Source organism: Streptomyces nidicola (assembly GCF_050106155.1).
Lineage (GTDB): Bacteria > Actinomycetota > Actinomycetes > Streptomycetales > Streptomycetaceae > Streptomyces.
The window spans coordinates 7305264-7321316 of sequence record NZ_JBNBPI010000001.1 but is presented as its reverse complement, the minus strand read 5'-3'; the positions used below and the strand labels follow the sequence as shown (position 1 = coordinate 7321316).

The window sequence follows — 16053 nt, the reverse complement described above, 5'->3', positions numbered from 1 at the left end:
GAGTTTCCACGGTGGCGGCGCAGGTGCGTTCCCGGCGGCCCGCAGGTACTAGGCTCGTGCGGCATCGGTGGGCGGGAGCCCTACCCCAGGCCAGGGAGCGAATCGTGCTGATCACCCACGACACCCGGTGCGCGCTCGACACCGTGGTCGATCTGGTGAACACGACACCGGACGGCGACGCGAAGGCGGACGGGCTCGCGAGTCTGGCCGCGCTGACGGATTTCGTACGAAGGAACGATGTCAGCGATGTCGGCGTGATCGCAGAAAATGATCTTCAGTCGGTGCGTGCTGTGCGTGACCGCTTCGCGGCCGTGTTCGCGGCGAGTGACCAGCGGGCGGCGGCGACGGTGATCAACGAACTGGTCGCGGAGGCGGGCACCACTCCCCGCCTCACGGACCACGACGGCTACGACTGGCACATGCACTACTTCGCGCCCGGCGCCTCCGTCGCCGACCACCTGGCGGCCGACTGCGGGATGGCGCTGGCGTTCTTCGTGGTCGCCGGGGAGCAGGAGCGGCTGCGGCGCTGCGAGGCGCCCGACTGTCGGTTCGCGTTCGTCGACCTGTCCCGCAACCGTTCGCGCCGCTACTGCGACAGCCGTACGTGCGGGAACCGGCTGCACGTCGCGGCGTACCGGGCGCGCCGCAAGGAAGCCACGGGCTGAATCCGTTCACAGCAGGAGCAGGTCGTGCAGCGCGGCCATCAGGAGCAGGCTGCCGATCACCCCCAGGAAGATCATCAGCGGGGGTTGGGAGAGCGCGAAGAGGCAGCCTCGCGGGCTCTCGGCCCGCTTCTCTGTCCGCTTCTCGGTTCGTACGGGCACGGGCGGCGCGGGCTCGCTGTGGGGCGCCTGCCCCTGGTCGGCGTCCAGCTGGTCGGGCAGCTGCGGTGTGTCCAGCATCTCGCCGAGATGATGACGCACTTACCGGGTGACGGGCACTCAACCGACCACTTTCGAGGGGTAGTTGGCGGGAACCCGTGACAGTGGGCCGCGTACGCCTGTTGGCGTCAGATGCCGTGCTTCTTGAGGATCGCCTCGATGTCGCTGAAGTCCTCCGAGGGCTCGGCCTTCGCCGGCTTCGGCTGCTTGGGCTGCGCCGCGGGCGTGGGGCGCCGGCTCTCGCCGAGCGAGGGTGCGGACGCCGCGGGGGCGATGGCGGCCTCGCGCTCCTTGGCGGGGCGGCCGGAGCGGCGCCGCTCGACGGCCCGCGTACCCATGAACATCAGCCAGGCGGCGCCGAGCACGCCGAAGCCGGCCCAGGCGGTCGGACTGAACGCCGTGTCCACGGCCCACTCGACCGCGCCCGTCATCACCAGGCCCAGCGGTACGAGGGCGTAGGCGGCGGTGCGGGCGGCTTTGAGGAACCGCTTGCGGAAGGCGAGAACCCCGGCGATGCCCAGGCCCGCCACGGCAACGGCGGAACACACGGTCTCGGCAATCATCCGGTCCTCCCGAGTTCGGACATCGTGGGGCGCTTCCCCCTTTCTCCCATCCTGCACCGCCCGGGGGTCCGCGGGCCACGCCCGGGGCCCACCTCGGCCACATCTGGGGGACATCTCGGGGTCGGGGCTCCTCCGCAGGTCCAGGTTGGGCCCGGCGGACGGTCCTGGAAGACTGGCCCCCATGAACGCCCCGAACCCCATCCTTGACGTGTGGTGCGAGCTGCAGTGCCCCGACTGCCGCTCGGCCCTGGACGACCTCCGCGCGCTGCGCGAGCGCTACGGCGACCGCGTCGAGCTGCGCCTGCGGCACTTCCCGCTCGAGAAGCACAAGCACTCCTTCGCCGGTGCGCAGGCCGCCGAGGAGGCGTTCGCGCAGGGCAAGGGGTGGCCGTACGTGGAGGCCGTGCTGGGCCGGGTCGAGGAGTTCGACCGCAAGGGCGAGCAGTTCCTCGTCGAGGTGGCGGGCGAACTCGGCCTGGACGCCGAGGAGTTCGACACCGCGCTCGTCGACGGCCGGCACATCCTGATCGTCGACGCCGATCAGGCCGAGGGCAAGGTCATCGGCGTGACGGGCACGCCCACGTACGAGATCGGCGGGGAGCTGCTGCACGGCGGCAAGAGCCAGGAGGGGCTGCGCGAGCGGATCGAGGAGATCGCGGACCGGCTGCTCGCCGAGCAGGGCTGAGCCTCCCGGGGGCCGTCACAGCAGCTGTTTGTAGAGGTAGTAGCCGGTCGGCTCGTAGCCGAGGGAGTCGTACAGGCACTGCGCGGTCGCGTTCCGCGCGAAGACGTTGAGGCCGATCCGGGTGGCGCCCGCGGCGATCGAGTCGGCCTCGGCGAGCAGCATCAGCGAGCGCCCGTGGCCTCGTCCCCGGTGCTCGGCCGACACCTCGACGTCGAAGACGAACGCACCGTCGGGGCGCTGCGCCACCCACAGCGTTCCGACCCGCTCGGCGTCGTGCTCGAGCACGCTGAGCAGGACGTCCGGGGTGGCGACGCCCTCCGGGAGCAGCGCGGCGTGATCGTGCTCGGCCTTCTGCCGCGCCTCCTCCTCGGTGGCGCCGCGCTCGACCCAGGTGCGCGCGTACCCCGCCTTGGTGTGCGCGAGCCACGGCCCGTACTCGGCCTCCGTCATGCGCCGCCCGACGCTGCCTCCGGGCAGGGCGGGCGGCTCTTCGGGCAGGGCCTTCGCCATGTTGCGGTTGCGCTCCACGTAGCCGAGGGCGCCCGCGAGGCGGAGCATGCCCTGTGCGTCGGCGGGGACGGTCAGTTCGACGCGGCGGCAGTTCCAGGAGCGGGCGACCTCCTCCGCGGCGAGCGCCGCGACGGTGCCGCGGCCGCGCCCCCGGTCCTTCTCGTCGATGCGCAGTTCGAGTATCTGGGCGACGGACGGGCCGAAGACCGGGTGCGTGGCGAGGCGCAGGGCGCCGACGGGGCGGCTGTTCACGCACACCGCGTAGTGGCGGGAGCGCGAGCCGTCGGGGGTGCGCTGGAGCGGCTCGGTCGGCCGCAGGGTCGTGGTCATCACGGGTGTTGTACCCGTACGCGCCCCCGACGCGACAACGGATTTACGGGTCCAGGCGCTCTGCTGCCCGCTCGTCCCACACCCGCATCGCCTTGGCCGTGACGGGGCCCGGTGCGTCGGACAGGTCCCGGTCGTCGACGCGGTGCACGGCCTGGATGTCGCGCAGCGTCGACGTCAGGAACACCTCGTCGGCCTCGGTGAGGACGGAGAGCGGCAGGTCGGTCTCCTTGGCGCCCGTCCATTCGATCGCGAGGGCGCGCGTGATGCCGGCGAGCGGGCCTGCCGCGAGCGGCGGCGTGTGGATCTCGCCGTCGAGGACGACGAAGACGTTGGAGCCCGTGCCCTCGCACAGCTGCCCCACCGTGTTCGCGAACAGGGCCTCGGACGCGCCGTGTTCGTGGGCGCGGGCCAGGGCGACGACGTTCTCCGCGTACGAGGTGGTCTTCAGGCCCGCGAGGGCGCCGCGCTCGTTACGGGTCCAGGGGACGGTGATCACGGCGGTGGTGTCGGGGCGCCGCTTGACCTCGCCGAGGGCGACGACGAGCGTGGTGCCCTGGTCGCCGCGGTCGGAGCCGAGCGGCGAGAGGCCGCCGGTGTAGGTGATACGCAGCCGGCCGAGGGCCATCGGGTTGGCCTCGAGGACGGCGGCGCAGGCGCGGCGCACCTCGTCGAGGTCGGGCTCGGGCAGGCCGAGCCCGCGGGCCGAGCGGGCGAGCCGGTCGAGGTGGCGGGTGAGCGCGAACGGCTTCCCTTCGACGGCCTTCACCGTCTCGAAGATGCCGTCACCCACGGTAAGCCCGTGGTCGAAGACGGAGACGCGCGCCGCCTCGGTGTCCTGCAGCCGGCCGTCGAGCCAGATCTTCACTACGTTCCCTCCAACTTGCCCGGACCGCTGTTCTTCATGAGTCCGTGTACCTTCCCGACGCTACCTCCAACAGCCGCGCCGCCTTGAGCTCGGTCTCCCGCCATTCCCGCTCCGGGTCCGAGCCCCAGGTGATCCCGGCGCCGGTGCCGAAGCGCAGGAAATCGCCGTCAGGGCCGCGGTCGATCCAGAACGTGCGGATCCCGACGGCCAGTTCCCCTCTCCCCCGGTCCGCGTCCACCCAGCCGATGCCCCCGCAGTAGGGGCCGCGCGGCGCCGTCTCCAGCGCGTCGATGATCCGCAGGGCGCTGGACTTCGGGGCGCCGGTGACGGAGCCGGGCGGGAACGCGGCGTCGAGCAGCTCGGGCCAGCCGGCCGCCTCGGGCAGCTCGCCGCGCACGGTGGAGACGAGGTGGACGAGGCCCGGGTGCTTCTCGACCACGCACAGTTCGGGCACGGTGACGCTGCCGGTGGCGCAGACGACGCCCAGGTCGTTGCGGACCAGGTCGACGATCATCACGTTCTCGGCGTGGTCCTTGTCGAGGAGGTCCGCCTCGGTGCGCCCGGTCCCCTTGATCGGCCCGGACTCGACGACCCGGCCGTCCCTGCGCAGGAACAGCTCGGGCGAGGCCGTCGCGACCTCCACGCCATGGTCCGGGAGCCGGATGGTGCCCGCGTACGGCGCCGGGTTCCCGCGCGCGAGGAGGGCGGTGAGGGCGTCCACGTCGGCGTCCGGGGAGATGGGCGCGGACAGCACGCGGCAGAGGTTGGCCTGGTAGACCTCGCCGGTCGCGATGTGCGCGCGGATGCGCCGCACTCCGTCCGTGTACGCGGCGTGGTCGAGCGACGACGTCCAGTCCGCAGGCGCAGGTCCGGGCCAGGAGCCGGGCCGCGGGGCGGGCACCGCTTCCTCGCGCACGCGCCCGAAGCGGGCGCAGACGAGACGGCCCTCGAAATCGGCGCAGACGGCCCAGAAGCCGGTGGAGTCGAGGGCAGCGGGATCGCTGGTGACGTCGCGCAGATCGGTCGCGACGAGCCCGCCGAAGCGGGCCAGAGCAGGGAGGTCGTGCACACCTTCGAGTCTATGGCTGGTGACGACGGGCCCACCTGAGCAGGACCTTCGTCGGTCGCACCGCAGCACGCTGCGCAAACGCGTTTTGGACCTCCCCCAGGAATCCGCTAGAGTTCAACACGTCGCCGGGACGCGCAAGCGGACCGGAAAGACACGCGAACGTAGCTCAGTTGGTAGAGCGCAACCTTGCCAAGGTTGAGGTCGCCGGTTCGAACCCGGTCGTTCGCTCAGGATGTGGGGGATCTTCCCGAACCCCTACGCTCCTGGTGGAGTGGCCGAGAGGCGAGGCAACGGCCTGCAAAGCCGTCTACACGGGTTCAAATCCCGTCTCCACCTCCAAGCGCGATTAGCTCAGCGGGAGAGCGCTTCCCTGACACGGAAGAGGTCACTGGTTCAATCCCAGTATCGCGCACTGAGGCCGCAAGGCTTCCATCCCGGACGATTAGCTCAGCGGGAGAGCGCTTCCCTGACACGGAAGAGGTCACTGGTTCAATCCCAGTATCGTCCACTGCCCCCTGTGGGTTCCCGCGCGATTAGCTCAGCGGGAGAGCGCTTCCCTGACACGGAAGAGGTCACTGGTTCAATCCCAGTATCGCGCACCAGCAAGAAGCCCCCGGTCCTCGTGACCGGGGGCTTCTTCGTGCGAACGGCTCTGTCGAACGGATCTGGGGCGAGCGGGGCGGCTCCTCTCGCGAAGAGCCGCGCGGCGCCTCAGGAGGAGAACAGCATCCGGCCGAAGCCGCGGTTGTGGTGACCGTGGTGGCCGTGGTGCCCACCGTGGTGACCGCCGTGCTGCGGGGCTCCCCATGCCGGGGCCGCCGGGGCCGGGTAGCCCTGCGGGGCGGGCGGGGGCGGCGGGGCCTGCTGCTGCCACTGCGACTCCAGGCGGGTCAGCGACTCCAGCTCGCCGTAGTCCAGGAATATCCCGCGGCACCCGCTGCACTGCTCGATCTGGACGCCATTGCGGTTGTACGTGTGCATCGGTGCGTGACACTTCGGACACTGCATGCTCGGCTCAACTCCTCGCCGTTCGGTGCTGCTTCGCCGGAACACTTCCCGGCTTCCGTCCCCCGCACCCTACTTGGCCGGTTCGTCCTCGAACTGCGGCGGCACCGAAGCCATTCGGGCGCAGGCGCCGACGACCGAGTCCTCCACCTCGTCGAGCGCGCGGCCCGCGTCGGTGGCCTTCGCGACGGCGAGCGCGGCGGTCTGCACGGTGAGGGCACGGGCCGGTACGTCCAGGGCGGGCCAGGGGTCGGGGACGCTCAGTTCCTTTGCGCCGCCTGTGCGTTGATACGCGCCGAGGAAGCGGGTCCAGTCCTCCGCGGAGAGCAGACCGCAGGCGAACCAGGCAGCGGGGCGGGCCAAGTCCCAGGCGGGGTCGCCGATTCCGAGGTCGTCGACGTCGATCAGCGTCCATGCGTCGGAGTCGGCGGCGTCGTCCGAGTCGGCGGGGTGGCGGACCAGCTGGCCGAGGTGCAGATCGCCGTGGCACAGAGCGCTCGCGTGCGCGTACGAGGCTTCGGCGCGGGCCCAGGGCGGCAGGGTGCGCCAGGCGTCGAGGATCGGCCCAGCAGCCCGGTGGCCAGGGGCCGAGGCCTGGAGGCGGGCCACGGCGCGGGCCGCCTTGAGCGGGCCGCGCATGGGCGGGAGCGCGGGCGGGAGTTCGTGCGCCGGCGTGCAGTGCAGGCGGGCGAGGAGGGCTCCCACGGCTTCCCAGGGGGCGTCTTCCGGGTGCTCCGGGTCCACGGGGGTGCCGTGCGGCCAGAACGTGACGAGCCGGTCGTCCAGGGCGACCGCCGTCGGACGCAGCGGGCCCAGCAGTACACCGGCCAGGGCCGGGTGGTCGGCCACGGCCAGGCGCAGGTCCAGCTCCGCCGGGTCGGTGTCGGGCGCGTGCGCCTTGGCGACGGTGTCGCCGTGCCGGACCACCGTGGCGTCGGGGCGGTCGGCGAGGGTCGTGGCGCCGCAGACGCAGGCGATCCCCGGCGGATGGGCCGCGTCCCGGGCCTCGGCCCTGAGCGCGGGAACGATGAGCGTGGTCACGGCCGCAGCCTACGGGTGCCGCGGGCACAAAATAATGCTGCGCGCAGCTCCCCAGCTGCGCGCAGCATTTGTGCCGTCCGCCGCACCCCCGTCCCCACGGGGTTTCATGGCCGGATGTCCCCGCCCGGACCGCTCATCCGGGCCTGGGAGCGCCGCTCAGCGCCCCAGCATCACGCCCACGGACGACGCCTGTGTGACCATCGCGTCCCAGCCGCCGAATACGACGACGAGCAGGGCCGCGAGAGGGAGGACCATGGCCGCGGCCACCAGCGGATGCCGGCGCTCGGTCGCGGGGCCACCGAAAAGACCCGCCCTGCGGGCCACTGTGCGGAACGCTGTCGTCCGCGGTGCCGTGTCCGCCATGGTCCTCTCCCCGGTCGAAATCTTGAGTTCTTGCGTCTTGAACCGCGTCTTGAGTTGTTGCTTCTTTGGCAAGCGGCGAGTGCCTGACCTCGGGGGACGAGTGCTGCACCCGCCGCTTGACCTCAAATCTATGAGTGGCGGGCGCCCGAGACGTCATGCCCTCGTACCGATTGCCGGGCCTCCCCGAGGATGACCACCTGCGGTCGGCGTACTCCCCTGGGTGGAGACGGAGACCTAGGCCTCGGGGTCATCCCCGAGGGGGCGGCCGATGCGGGCCTCGCGCTCGGCGGGCTCCTCGCGCGGGACCGGGTGTTCTACCAGGGCGAGCACCCTGGTGGCCATGAAGCGCGCGGTGCGCACCACGGATCCGGATCGGGTGACTTCGCTCACTTCCACCACCCCTCTGCGCACCGCCGTCTCCACCCTGCGGCCCGCCCGGCCCGCCGTCACCTCGTACGTACGCGTCGTGTCCCCGGCATCCACGACTATCTCGACCCGGTCACCCTTCATGGGTCCAATCCCCCTTTGACGCCGCCGTGTTGGCCCGCGGGCCCGCGGCAAGCCGCCCCGCTCCCGCGCTCCCTGACCACTCTTCAAGTTTCCCACCGGGCACTGACAATCGAATCGGCCGTGAGGGCGCGGCCTTTGCGCGCCGCCGTGCGCGAAAACGTAAGCTGTGGCTCGTCAGACGGACCGGGCAGCAGCGGGGATGAACATGGCGATGATGCGCCTCAGGCGCGAGGACCCGCGCGTCGTCGGCTCGTTCAGGCTTCACAGACGCCTCGGGGCCGGCGGGATGGGCGTGGTCTATCTCGGGTCCGACCGGCGTGGCCAGCGGGTCGCGCTCAAGGTGATCAGGCCGGATCTGGCGGAGGACCAGGAGTTCAGGTCGCGGTTCGCGCGCGAGGTGTCCGCCGCCCGGCGGATCCGCGGCGGCTGCACGGCCCGGCTCGTCGCCGCCGATCTGGAGGCGGAGCGGCCGTGGTTCGCGACGCAGTACGTGCCGGGTCCCTCGCTGCACGACAAGGTGGCCGAGGAAGGTCCGCTGGCCGCTTCGGACGTGGCCGCCGTGGGCGCCGCGCTGTCGGAGGGGCTCGTAGCCGTCCATGAGGCGGGCGTGGTCCACCGCGATCTCAAGCCGTCGAACATCCTGCTGTCCCCGAAGGGGCCGCGGATCATCGACTTCGGTATCGCGTGGGCGACCGGCGCCTCGACGCTGACGCACGTGGGCACCGCCGTCGGCTCCCCCGGTTTCCTCGCGCCCGAGCAGGTGCGGGGCGCCGCCGTGACCCCCGCGACCGATGTGTTCGCCCTTGGGGCCACGCTCGCCTACACGGCCATGGGCGACTCGCCCTTCGGGCACGGCAGTTCCGAGGTCATGCTCTACCGGGTGGTGCACGAGGAGGCGCAGCTGGCCGGGGTGCCGGACGCGCTCGCGCCGCTGCTGCGCGCGTGCCTCGCGAAGGACCCGGAGGAGCGGCCCAGCACGCTGCAATTGTCGCTGCGGCTCAAGGAGATCGCGGCCCGTGAGGCGCAGGGCATCGTCGCGGAGCCGCGCCCGCCCGCGCCGCGCACCGCCGAGCAGGACCGGCCGACCGGACGGCTCTCCGACACGTACGAGGGACAGCGCACCCAGCGGCGTACTCAGCCGGGCACGCCCACCTCGCGCCCCAGCAACGGCAGGAGCAACGGCTCGGCGCCCGCCCGGAACACGAACAGCCGTTCCAGCAACGGCCGGTCGGGGCCGCGCAGCGGTGCCGGGCGCCCGGCACCGCGCACGAACGGCACGGGCGGTGGCAAGAAGCTGCGGCCCGCGAACCCGCGGCTGCTGCGGCAGCGGCTCACCGTGTTCGTCGTCGTGACGCTGCTCGTGGCGCTGGCGATCGCGGCGGCGCAGGGCTGCCAGGGGCCGACGCGCGGCCTCGGTGACAGCGACGTACAGAAGACGACGTCCGCGCGGGCGCTGCCGCTTCCGCAGGGGCTTGCCGAGGAAGGCTGAGCGTCAGAGTTCGGGGCGGCCCGTCGCCACCGCGTAGAACGCGACGGCGGCCGCCGCGCCCACGTTGAGCGAGTCGACGCCGTGGGCCATCGGGATGCGGACCCATTCGTCGGCCGCCATCAGGGCCTTGGTCGACAGGCCTTCGCCCTCCGCGCCGAGCATCAGCGCGACGCGGTCCATGCGGTGCGGCGCCACCTCGTCCAGGGACTTGGCCTGCTCGGCAGGGGTCAGCGCGAGGAGTTCGAAGCCGGCGTCGCGGACCGTCTCCAGGGACTTCGGCCAGGCGTCCAGACGCGCGTACGGCACCGAGAAGACCGCGCCCATGGAGACCTTCACGGAGCGGCGGTAGAGCGGGTCGGCGCAGTCCGGTGAGAGCAGGACCGCGTCCATGCCGAGGGCGGCGGCGCTGCGGAAGATCGCGCCGATGTTGGTGTGGTCGTTGACCGACTCCATGACGACGACGCGGCGGGCGGTGGTGAGCAGCTCGTCGGCCGTGGGGAGCGGCTTGCGCTGCATGGACGCGAGGGCGCCGCGGTGCACGTGGTAGCCGGTGACCTGCTCGGCGAGGTCCGGCGCGACCGCGTAGACCGGGGCGGGGACCTCGTCGATCACGTCGCGCATGACGTCGACCCACTTCGCCGACAGCAGCATCGAGCGCATCTCGTACCCGGCGAGCTTGGCGCGCCGGATGACCTTCTCGCCCTCGGCGATGAACAGGCCCTCGGCCGGTTCGCGTTTGCGACGCAGTTCTACGTCGGTCAGGCCCGTGTAGTCGGACAGGCGCGGGTCGTCGGGATCATCGATGGTGATGAGCCCTCGAGATTCAGCTTCAGCCACGGGTCGATACTGCCTTGTTCTGGGTGTGGTGCCAACGGCTCGGAACGAGTTACGTTACCGCTGGTTACTTCTGTTGCTTCCGCGGGTTCTCGTTCACCACGTCGCCGATCACGATGACGGCCGGCGGCTTGACCCCCTCGGAGACGGCCCTTTCGCCGACCGTCGCGAGGGTGGCGTCGACGCGGCGCTGGGCCGCCGTCGTGCCTTCCTGCACGAGGGCGACGGGGGTCTGTGGAGCCTTGCCGTACGAGACGAGGGCCTCGGCGATCTTTGCGATCTTGTCGACTCCCATGAGGATCACGAGCGTGCCGGTCAGCTTCGCCATCGCCTCCCAGTCGACCAGGGAGCGCTCGTCGTCCGGTGCCACGTGGCCGCTGACGACGGTGAACTCGTGGGCGACGCCGCGGTGGGTGACCGGGATGCCGGCCGCGCCCGGGACGCTGATGGAGCTGGAGATGCCGGGGACGACCGTGACCGGGATGCCCTCGGCGGCCAGCGCCTGGGCCTCCTCCATGCCGCGGCCGAAGACGAACGGGTCGCCGCCCTTGAGGCGGACCACGGCCTTGCCCTGCTTGGCGTGGTCGATCAGGGCCTGGTTGATGGCCTCCTGGACCATCTGGCGGCCGTACGGGATCTTCGCGGCGTCGATCACCTCGACGTGCGGCGGGAGTTCGTCGAGGAGGTCGCGCGGGCCGAGGCGGTCGGCGATCACGACGTCGGCCTCGGCGAGGAGGCGGCGGCCGCGCACGGTGATCAGGTCCGGGTCGCCGGGGCCGCCGCCGACCAGGGCCACGCCCGGCTTGTGGTCGCGCTGCACGGCGACGGTGCCGTCGTGCAGGGCCTCGACGATCGCGTCGCGGACGGCGGCGGTACGGCGGGGGTCGCGGTCCGCGGCCGAGGTCGTCAGGACGGCGACGGTCACGCCGTCCGCGCGGCCCGTCGCCGGGGTCCAGGCGGTCGCCTCGTCGGCGTCGTCGGAGCGGACGCACCAGGTGCGGGTCTCCTCCGCCTCCCGCGAGGCGGCGTCGTTCGTCTCCCGGTCGCTGGTGGCGACCAGGGCGTACCACGTGTCGGCGAGGTCGCCCGCCTCGTAGCGGCGCCGGGTCCAGGTGATCTCACCGGCGTCCGCCATCGCCTCGACCGACGGGGTCGCGGAGGGGGAGATCAGGGTGATGTGCGCGCCCGCGGCGATCAGGGCGGGGAGCCTGCGCTGGGCCACCTGGCCGCCGCCCAGGACGACGACTCGGCGGCCGGTGAGGCGGAGGCCTACGGGGTAGGCGGGGTGGTCGGCGGCGGGCATGCGGTGTCCTCTGGCGTGCGGCGGGTTTGGTGTGAGCGTACGTCGTGGGCGTGACGAGGAGGTTTCCCCCACCCCGCCCCTTCCCGAAAGTCCTGCCGGACGGGCCGCCTCAATCGCCGGCGGGGCTTGAATTTCAAGCCCCGCCGGCGATTGAGGAGAAGTCCAGCCCCTCTGGGACGAGAGGCAGAGGGGTCCGGGGGCCTAGCCCCCGGTTTCGGGAAGGGGTGGGGTGGGGGGAGTTACTTCTCCGTGACGCCGGCCGAGTCGAATGTGGCGACCTCGTGCATGGCGCGGGCCGCGCTCTGGACGATCGGGAGGGCCAGGAGGGCGCCCGTGCCCTCGCCGAGGCGGAGGTCGAGGTCGACCAAGGGGCGCAGGCCCAGCTTGTTCAGGGCCGCTACGTGGCCGGGCTCCGCGCTGCGGTGGCCCGCGATGCAGGCCGCGAGGACCTCGGGGGCGATGGCACGGGCGACCAGGGCGGCCGCGCCGGCGCTGACACCGTCGAGAATGACCGGGGTGCGCAGCGACGCGCCGCCGAGGAGGAGGCCGACCATCGCCGCGTGCTCCAGGCCGCCGACCGCCGCGAGGACACCGAGCGGGTCGGCCGGGTCGGGCTTGTGCAGGTCCAGGGCGCGGCGCACGACCTCGACCTTGCGGGCGTGCGTCTCGTCGTTGATGCCGGTGCCGCGGCCGGTGACCTCGGAGGGGTCGACCTCGGTGTAGACCGAGATGAGGGCCGCGGACGCCGTCGTGTTCGCGATGCCCATCTCGCCGGTGAGCAGCGCCTTGTTGCCTGCCGCCACGAGGTCGCGGGCCGTCTCGATGCCGACCTCGATGGCCTCCTTGACCTCTTCGCGGGTCAAGGCGGGACCGGTCGTCATGTCGGCGGTGCCGGCGCGCACCTTGCGGGGCAACAGGCCGGGCGTGGCCGGGAGTTCACCGGCCACGCCGACGTCGATGACGCAGACCTCGGCGCCGACCTGGCTCGCGAACGCGTTGCAGACCGCGCCGCCGCCCAGGAAGTTGGCGACCATCTGGCCGGTGACCTCCTGCGGCCAGGGGGTGACCCCTTGCGCGTGTACTCCGTGGTCGCCCGCGAAGATCGCGACGGCGGCCGGTTCCGGGATCGGCGGCGGGCACACGCGGGACAGGCCGGACAGCTGGGCGGAGATGATCTCCAGCATGCCGAGCGCGCCCGGCGGCTTCGTCATCCGCTTCTGCCGTTCCCACGCCTCGCCGAGCGCCTTGGCGTCCAGCGGGCGGATGTTGGAGACGGTCTCCGCGAGCAGGTCGTGCGGGTCCTCGCCGGGCAGGGCGCGACGGCCGTACGTCTCCTCGTGCACGACCCACGACAGCGGGCGGCGCTTGGACCAGCCGGCCTGCATCAGCTCCGGCTCCTCCGGGAACTCGTCGACGTAGCCGACGCAGAGGTAGGCCACGACTTCGAGGTGCTCCGGCAGGCCGAGGGAGCGGACCATCTCGCGCTCGTCGAAGAAGCTGACCCAGCCGACTCCGAGGCCCTCGGCGCGGGCCGCGAGCCACAGGTTCTCGACCGCGAGCGCGGAGGAGTACGGGGCCATCTGCGGCTGCGTGTGCCGGCCCAGCGTGTGGCGGCCGCCGCGGGTCGGGTCGGCGGTGACGACGATGTTCACCGGGGTGTCGAGGATGGCCTCGATCTTCAGTTCCTTGAACTGCTTCGCGCGGCCCTTGGGCAGGGACTTGGCGTACGCGTCCTTCTGGCGCATGGCCAGTTCGTGCATCGCGCGGCGGGTGTCCGCGGAACGGATGACCACGAAGTCCCAGGGCTGCGAGTGGCCCACGGACGGCGCCGTGTGGGCCGCCTCCAGGACGCGCAGCAGCACCTCGTGCGGGATCGGGTCGCTGCGGAAGCCGTTGCGGATGTCGCGGCGCTCGCGCATCACGCGCAGCACCGCCTCGCGCTCGGTGTCGTCGTAGGCGGGAGCGGCGGGGTGCGCCTCGGCGGCCTCGGGCTCCGGCGTCAGGTGTTCGGGCTCGCCCGTCAGCTCGGCGGGCGCGACGGTCTGCTCCGCGGGGTCCTCGGGGTGGGCGGACTCGGGCAGCGGGATCGCGCTGGAGCCGCCTTCGCGCGGGGCGGGAACGCTCGCGGACTCCTCCGGGGAGGCGGCCCCCTGCGGGGGGATCTCGGCGGACTCGGGGCCCTGAACGGTGCCGGGGTGTGCGACGGCGGGCTCCGCGGTGTGCGCCGGGGTGGCCGACTCGTCGTCCGTGGGTGCCTGTTCGGCGGACTGCTGGTTGGCCATGGCGTGCGGGTCCTGCTGATCGGTGACGGCCTGGTGGGCCGCGATGAACTGGGGGTCGGCGGCGGCCTGCGGGTCGGCTGCCGCCTGGGCCTGCGGGTCGGCGGTGGCCTGGGGGTGGGCGATGCCCTGCTGGCCGGGGGCGGCTTGCTGGGCTGCCGCAGCGTGGTGGTCGGCGGGGACCTGCTGGTCGCCGACCGCCGACTGGGCACCGGCCTGACCGGCGGCAGCGTGACTGGCGGCGGCCTGCTGGTCGATGACGCCCGCGTGGTCGCCTGCGGCTTGCTGGGCGGCGGAGAGCTGCTGGTCGCCGACCGCCGACTGGGCGTCGGCAGCCTGACCGGCGGCAGACTGCGGGTCGACCACGGCTTGCTGGTCAACGGCGGCCTGCTCATCGCCCACCGCCGACCGGGCGTCGCCGGCCTGACCGGCCGCCGCCTGCGGGTCGACCATGACTTGCTGATCACCGGCAGCGTGCTCATCGCCCACCGCCGACTGGGCGTCGACAGCCTGACCGGCCGCCGCCTGCGGGTCGACCACGGCTTGCTGGTCAAAGGCGGCCTGCTCATCGCCCACCGCCAACTGCGCGTCGCCGGCAGCCTGCTGCCCGGTCGGCTGCGGTTCGGCCACGGCGTGCGGGTCCTGCGAGTCGGCCGCGACGTGGTGGGCGTCCAGGGCATCCTCACCCGGGGCTTCCTGGTCGGCAGCGGCCTGTTGGTCCGCCGTACCATGCGGGTCGTCGACGGCGTGCTGACCGGTGGCGGTCTGCTGGTCGGCCACGTCCCACTGGCCCGCCGCCTCCTGGTGACCCGCGACGTCCTGCTGGTCGGCCGCGCCCGGCGTGCCGGGAGCAGGCTGCTCGCCGGTGACGCCCTGCTGACCGATCGCGTCCTGCTGACCGGCGCCGCCCTGCTCACCGGCGCCCGGCTGCTGCTCGGCCGTGCCCTGCGCGTCGGCCACGCCTTCCTGACCAGCGCCTGCCTGCCTGCCCACAACGGCCTCCTGGCCGACGGCGCCCTGCTCGGCAGCGGCGTACTGGGCGGCAACGTCCTGCTGAGCGGCCCCGCCCTCGTGCTCGGCGGCGGCGTGCGGTCCCGCGGCGCCCTGCTCAGCAGCGTGCTGCGCGGCAGCGCTCTGCTGACCGGGGCCGGTCTCCTGGGCGCCGGCGCCCTGCTGCTCACCCACGGCCCCGAGTTCGACACCATCCTGCGGGCCGGGTCCGCCCGGCTGCCCGGCAACGTCCTGCTCCGTGGCGTACTGCCCGCCCTCGGAGCCGGGCTGCTGCGCGGCGACGTCCTGCGGCCCCACGGCACCCTGCGGACCGGCTGCCGTCTGGCGGCCGGTCGCTTCCTGCTGACCGGCGGCCACCGCCTGCGCTCCAGCGCCCTGCTGATCGGCCCCGACCGCATGCGCGGCAGCGGCCTGCTGGTCGGCGATGCTCAGTTGGCCTGACGCGGCGTACGCGGCGTACTGCTCGTCCACGTCGGCGTACTGCTCCGCGACGCCCTCCTGCCCCTCGGCGGGCGCCGCCTGCTCCTCCGGGAGCGGGGGGACCACCATCGCCTGCGGCGGGGTGGGGGCGAGGTGCGGGGTCGTGGGGACGATGCCGTCCACCGGGACGAACTGGCCGAGCGTCTGGTCCGCGGCGGGCTGCTGGGCGTAGCCGTGCGGGGCGTAGTCCTGCTGCTGCGGGTAGTCGTAGCCGCTCTGGCCCTGGTCGTGTCCGGCGTACGGGGCCTGGCCCGCGTACGCGCCGACCTGGGCGAACTCCTGGGCGTGCGCGGGCGTTTCGGGCTGCGCGTACTGCGGAGCGACCGTTTCTGCGGGTGCCGTCTGCTGCTGCGCCTGGGCCGGCTGCCACGGGGCCGCGCCCTGCGGCGGGATGTCCAGGTACTCCGGGCCGGTGGTGGGCGGGCCCGACTGGCGGGTCGGCATCGGGTTCTGCTGGGCGGGGCCGCGATCGGCGAGCGAGCGGACGGGGCTGCCGTTGGTGTCCGGGACGGCCGGTCCCATGTGCAGCGGACGCCGGGGCTGGGCCTGGGGCTGGGCGTACTGCTGGCCCTGGCCCTGGCTGTGGTCCGTGGGCTGCTGCCCCCAGGCGCCCTGCGAACCGGGCATCAGGAGGATCTCGTCGTCCTCGGCCGCGGCGTCGGTGGGATCGAGGTAGGTGTACGCGCCGGGTGCGGGAACGCCCGGCGGCTCCGCCGTGCCTGCGTCCTCCGGCAGCCCTTCGCCCGGAACCTGACCGGTGTCGGTCATGCCTACCCCTCGCCCATCGAATGAGAACTTCTTGGCCGCCCCCGGCCGTCCGCCGGAACTGCGAGCA

At 72.9% G+C, this 16053-nt stretch carries 15 protein-coding genes and 5 tRNA genes; 8 read left to right on the top strand and 12 right to left on the bottom strand.

Translation table 11 applies throughout. The features are described 5' to 3' along the window. Positions 1 to 104: 104 nt before the first annotated feature. Positions 105 to 665 (top strand): CGNR zinc finger domain-containing protein, encoded by a 561-nt coding sequence (locus ACOKM3_RS33125; RefSeq protein WP_426904923.1) that lies wholly within the window; start codon positions 105 to 107, stop codon positions 663 to 665. A gap of 6 nt (positions 666 to 671) precedes the next feature. On the opposite strand, the gene ACOKM3_RS33120 is transcribed toward ACOKM3_RS33125, so the two are convergent. After that, complete coding sequence (locus ACOKM3_RS33120) at positions 672 to 902, bottom strand: hypothetical protein (protein WP_327664270.1); 231 nt, start codon at positions 900 to 902, stop codon at positions 672 to 674. Between the two features lie 107 nt (positions 903 to 1009). Continuing rightward, entirely contained in the window at positions 1010 to 1444 is a 435-nt protein-coding gene (locus ACOKM3_RS33115; protein ID WP_426904922.1) for a hypothetical protein, read from the bottom strand. 181 nt (positions 1445 to 1625) lie between these two features. Between ACOKM3_RS33115 and ACOKM3_RS33110 the strand changes: the two genes are divergently transcribed. Continuing rightward, complete coding sequence (locus ACOKM3_RS33110) at positions 1626 to 2129, top strand: DsbA family protein (RefSeq protein WP_385762962.1); 504 nt, start codon at positions 1626 to 1628, stop codon at positions 2127 to 2129. Between the two features lie 15 nt (positions 2130 to 2144). On the opposite strand, the gene ACOKM3_RS33105 is transcribed toward ACOKM3_RS33110, so the two are convergent. Genes ACOKM3_RS33105 through ACOKM3_RS33095 form a run of 3 tightly spaced genes read right to left on the bottom strand, consistent with a single transcriptional unit; the run spans position 2145 to position 4903 of the window. Beyond that, entirely contained in the window at positions 2145 to 2969 is an 825-nt protein-coding gene (locus ACOKM3_RS33105) for a GNAT family N-acetyltransferase (RefSeq protein WP_426904921.1), read from the bottom strand. A 43-nt stretch (positions 2970 to 3012) separates the two neighbouring features. Continuing rightward, a complete protein-coding gene (locus ACOKM3_RS33100; RefSeq protein WP_426904920.1) occupies positions 3013 to 3834 on the bottom strand; it encodes an aminotransferase class IV in 822 nt (273 codons plus the stop codon). A gap of 34 nt (positions 3835 to 3868) precedes the next feature. Beyond that, entirely contained in the window at positions 3869 to 4903 is a 1035-nt protein-coding gene (locus tag ACOKM3_RS33095) for a chorismate-binding protein (protein ID WP_426904919.1), read from the bottom strand. Positions 4904 to 5058: 155 nt separating this feature from the next. Here ACOKM3_RS33095 and ACOKM3_RS33090 point away from each other — a divergent pair. The 5 genes from ACOKM3_RS33090 to ACOKM3_RS33070 all read left to right on the top strand — a co-directional run bounded on the left by ACOKM3_RS33090 (position 5059) and on the right by ACOKM3_RS33070 (position 5505). Further along, positions 5059 to 5131 (top strand) — tRNA-Gly (locus ACOKM3_RS33090). A gap of 37 nt (positions 5132 to 5168) precedes the next feature. Continuing rightward, positions 5169 to 5242, top strand: a tRNA-Cys gene (locus ACOKM3_RS33085). 1 nt (position 5243) lies between these two features. Continuing rightward, positions 5244 to 5315 (top strand) — tRNA-Val (locus tag ACOKM3_RS33080). A gap of 24 nt (positions 5316 to 5339) precedes the next feature. After that, positions 5340 to 5411, top strand: a tRNA-Val gene (locus ACOKM3_RS33075). A 19-nt stretch (positions 5412 to 5430) separates the two neighbouring features. Beyond that, positions 5431 to 5505 (top strand) — tRNA-Val (locus ACOKM3_RS33070). Between the two features lie 109 nt (positions 5506 to 5614). Here ACOKM3_RS33070 and ACOKM3_RS33065 read toward each other — a convergent pair. The 4 genes from ACOKM3_RS33065 to ACOKM3_RS33050 form a co-directional block, all read right to left on the bottom strand. Continuing rightward, a complete protein-coding gene (locus tag ACOKM3_RS33065) occupies positions 5615 to 5911 on the bottom strand; it encodes a TFIIB-type zinc ribbon-containing protein (RefSeq protein ID WP_426904918.1) in 297 nt (98 codons plus the stop codon). Between the two features lie 69 nt (positions 5912 to 5980). Further along, a complete protein-coding gene (locus tag ACOKM3_RS33060; RefSeq protein ID WP_426904917.1) occupies positions 5981 to 6949 on the bottom strand; it encodes an aminoglycoside phosphotransferase family protein in 969 nt (322 codons plus the stop codon). A 156-nt stretch (positions 6950 to 7105) separates the two neighbouring features. Then, complete coding sequence (locus ACOKM3_RS33055; RefSeq protein WP_426904916.1) at positions 7106 to 7312, bottom strand: hypothetical protein; 207 nt, start codon at positions 7310 to 7312, stop codon at positions 7106 to 7108. Positions 7313 to 7546: 234 nt separating this feature from the next. After that, the gene (locus ACOKM3_RS33050; RefSeq protein WP_266721685.1) at positions 7547 to 7822 is read right to left on the bottom strand and encodes a hypothetical protein; all 276 of its coding nucleotides are present in this window, start codon (positions 7820 to 7822) and stop codon (positions 7547 to 7549) included. 199 nt (positions 7823 to 8021) lie between these two features. Here ACOKM3_RS33050 and ACOKM3_RS33045 point away from each other — a divergent pair, with 199 nt between their 5' ends. Further along, on the top strand, positions 8022 to 9311 hold the full coding sequence (locus tag ACOKM3_RS33045) for a serine/threonine-protein kinase (protein ID WP_426906960.1): 1290 nt from the start codon (positions 8022 to 8024) through the stop codon (positions 9309 to 9311). A gap of 3 nt (positions 9312 to 9314) precedes the next feature. Here ACOKM3_RS33045 and ACOKM3_RS33040 read toward each other — a convergent pair whose 3' ends face one another. The 3 genes from ACOKM3_RS33040 to cobT form a co-directional block, all read right to left on the bottom strand. Then, entirely contained in the window at positions 9315 to 10148 is an 834-nt protein-coding gene (locus ACOKM3_RS33040; RefSeq protein WP_426904915.1) for a TrmH family RNA methyltransferase, read from the bottom strand. 64 nt (positions 10149 to 10212) lie between these two features. Beyond that, on the bottom strand, positions 10213 to 11448 hold the full coding sequence (gene cobA, locus ACOKM3_RS33035) for a uroporphyrinogen-III C-methyltransferase (protein ID WP_426904914.1): 1236 nt from the start codon (positions 11446 to 11448) through the stop codon (positions 10213 to 10215). 239 nt (positions 11449 to 11687) lie between these two features. Beyond that, positions 11688 to 15986: a nicotinate-nucleotide--dimethylbenzimidazole phosphoribosyltransferase gene (gene cobT / locus ACOKM3_RS33030; protein ID WP_426904913.1), complete on the bottom strand. Its 4299-nt coding sequence runs from the start codon at positions 15984 to 15986 to the stop codon at positions 11688 to 11690. Between the last annotated feature and the right edge of the window lie 67 nt (positions 15987 to 16053).

Coding starts and splice junctions, on each gene's coding strand:
- ACOKM3_RS33065 (WP_426904918.1), bottom strand. CDS start 5,911: ATGCAGTGTCCGAAGTGTCACGCACCGATGCACACGTACAACCGCAAT.
- ACOKM3_RS33055 (WP_426904916.1), bottom strand. CDS start 7,312: ATGGCGGACACGGCACCGCGGACGACAGCGTTCCGCACAGTGGCCCGC.
- ACOKM3_RS33115 (WP_426904922.1), bottom strand. CDS start 1,444: ATGATTGCCGAGACCGTGTGTTCCGCCGTTGCCGTGGCGGGCCTGGGC.
- cobT (WP_426904913.1), bottom strand. CDS start 15,986: ATGACCGACACCGGTCAGGTTCCGGGCGAAGGGCTGCCGGAGGACGCA.
- cobA (WP_426904914.1), bottom strand. CDS start 11,448: ATGCCCGCCGCCGACCACCCCGCCTACCCCGTAGGCCTCCGCCTCACC.
- ACOKM3_RS33120 (WP_327664270.1), bottom strand. CDS start 902: ATGCTGGACACACCGCAGCTGCCCGACCAGCTGGACGCCGACCAGGGG.
- ACOKM3_RS33045 (WP_426906960.1), top strand. CDS start 8,022: ATGAACATGGCGATGATGCGCCTCAGGCGCGAGGACCCGCGCGTCGTC.
- ACOKM3_RS33050 (WP_266721685.1), bottom strand. CDS start 7,822: ATGAAGGGTGACCGGGTCGAGATAGTCGTGGATGCCGGGGACACGACG.
- ACOKM3_RS33105 (WP_426904921.1), bottom strand. CDS start 2,969: ATGACCACGACCCTGCGGCCGACCGAGCCGCTCCAGCGCACCCCCGAC.
- ACOKM3_RS33110 (WP_385762962.1), top strand. CDS start 1,626: ATGAACGCCCCGAACCCCATCCTTGACGTGTGGTGCGAGCTGCAGTGC.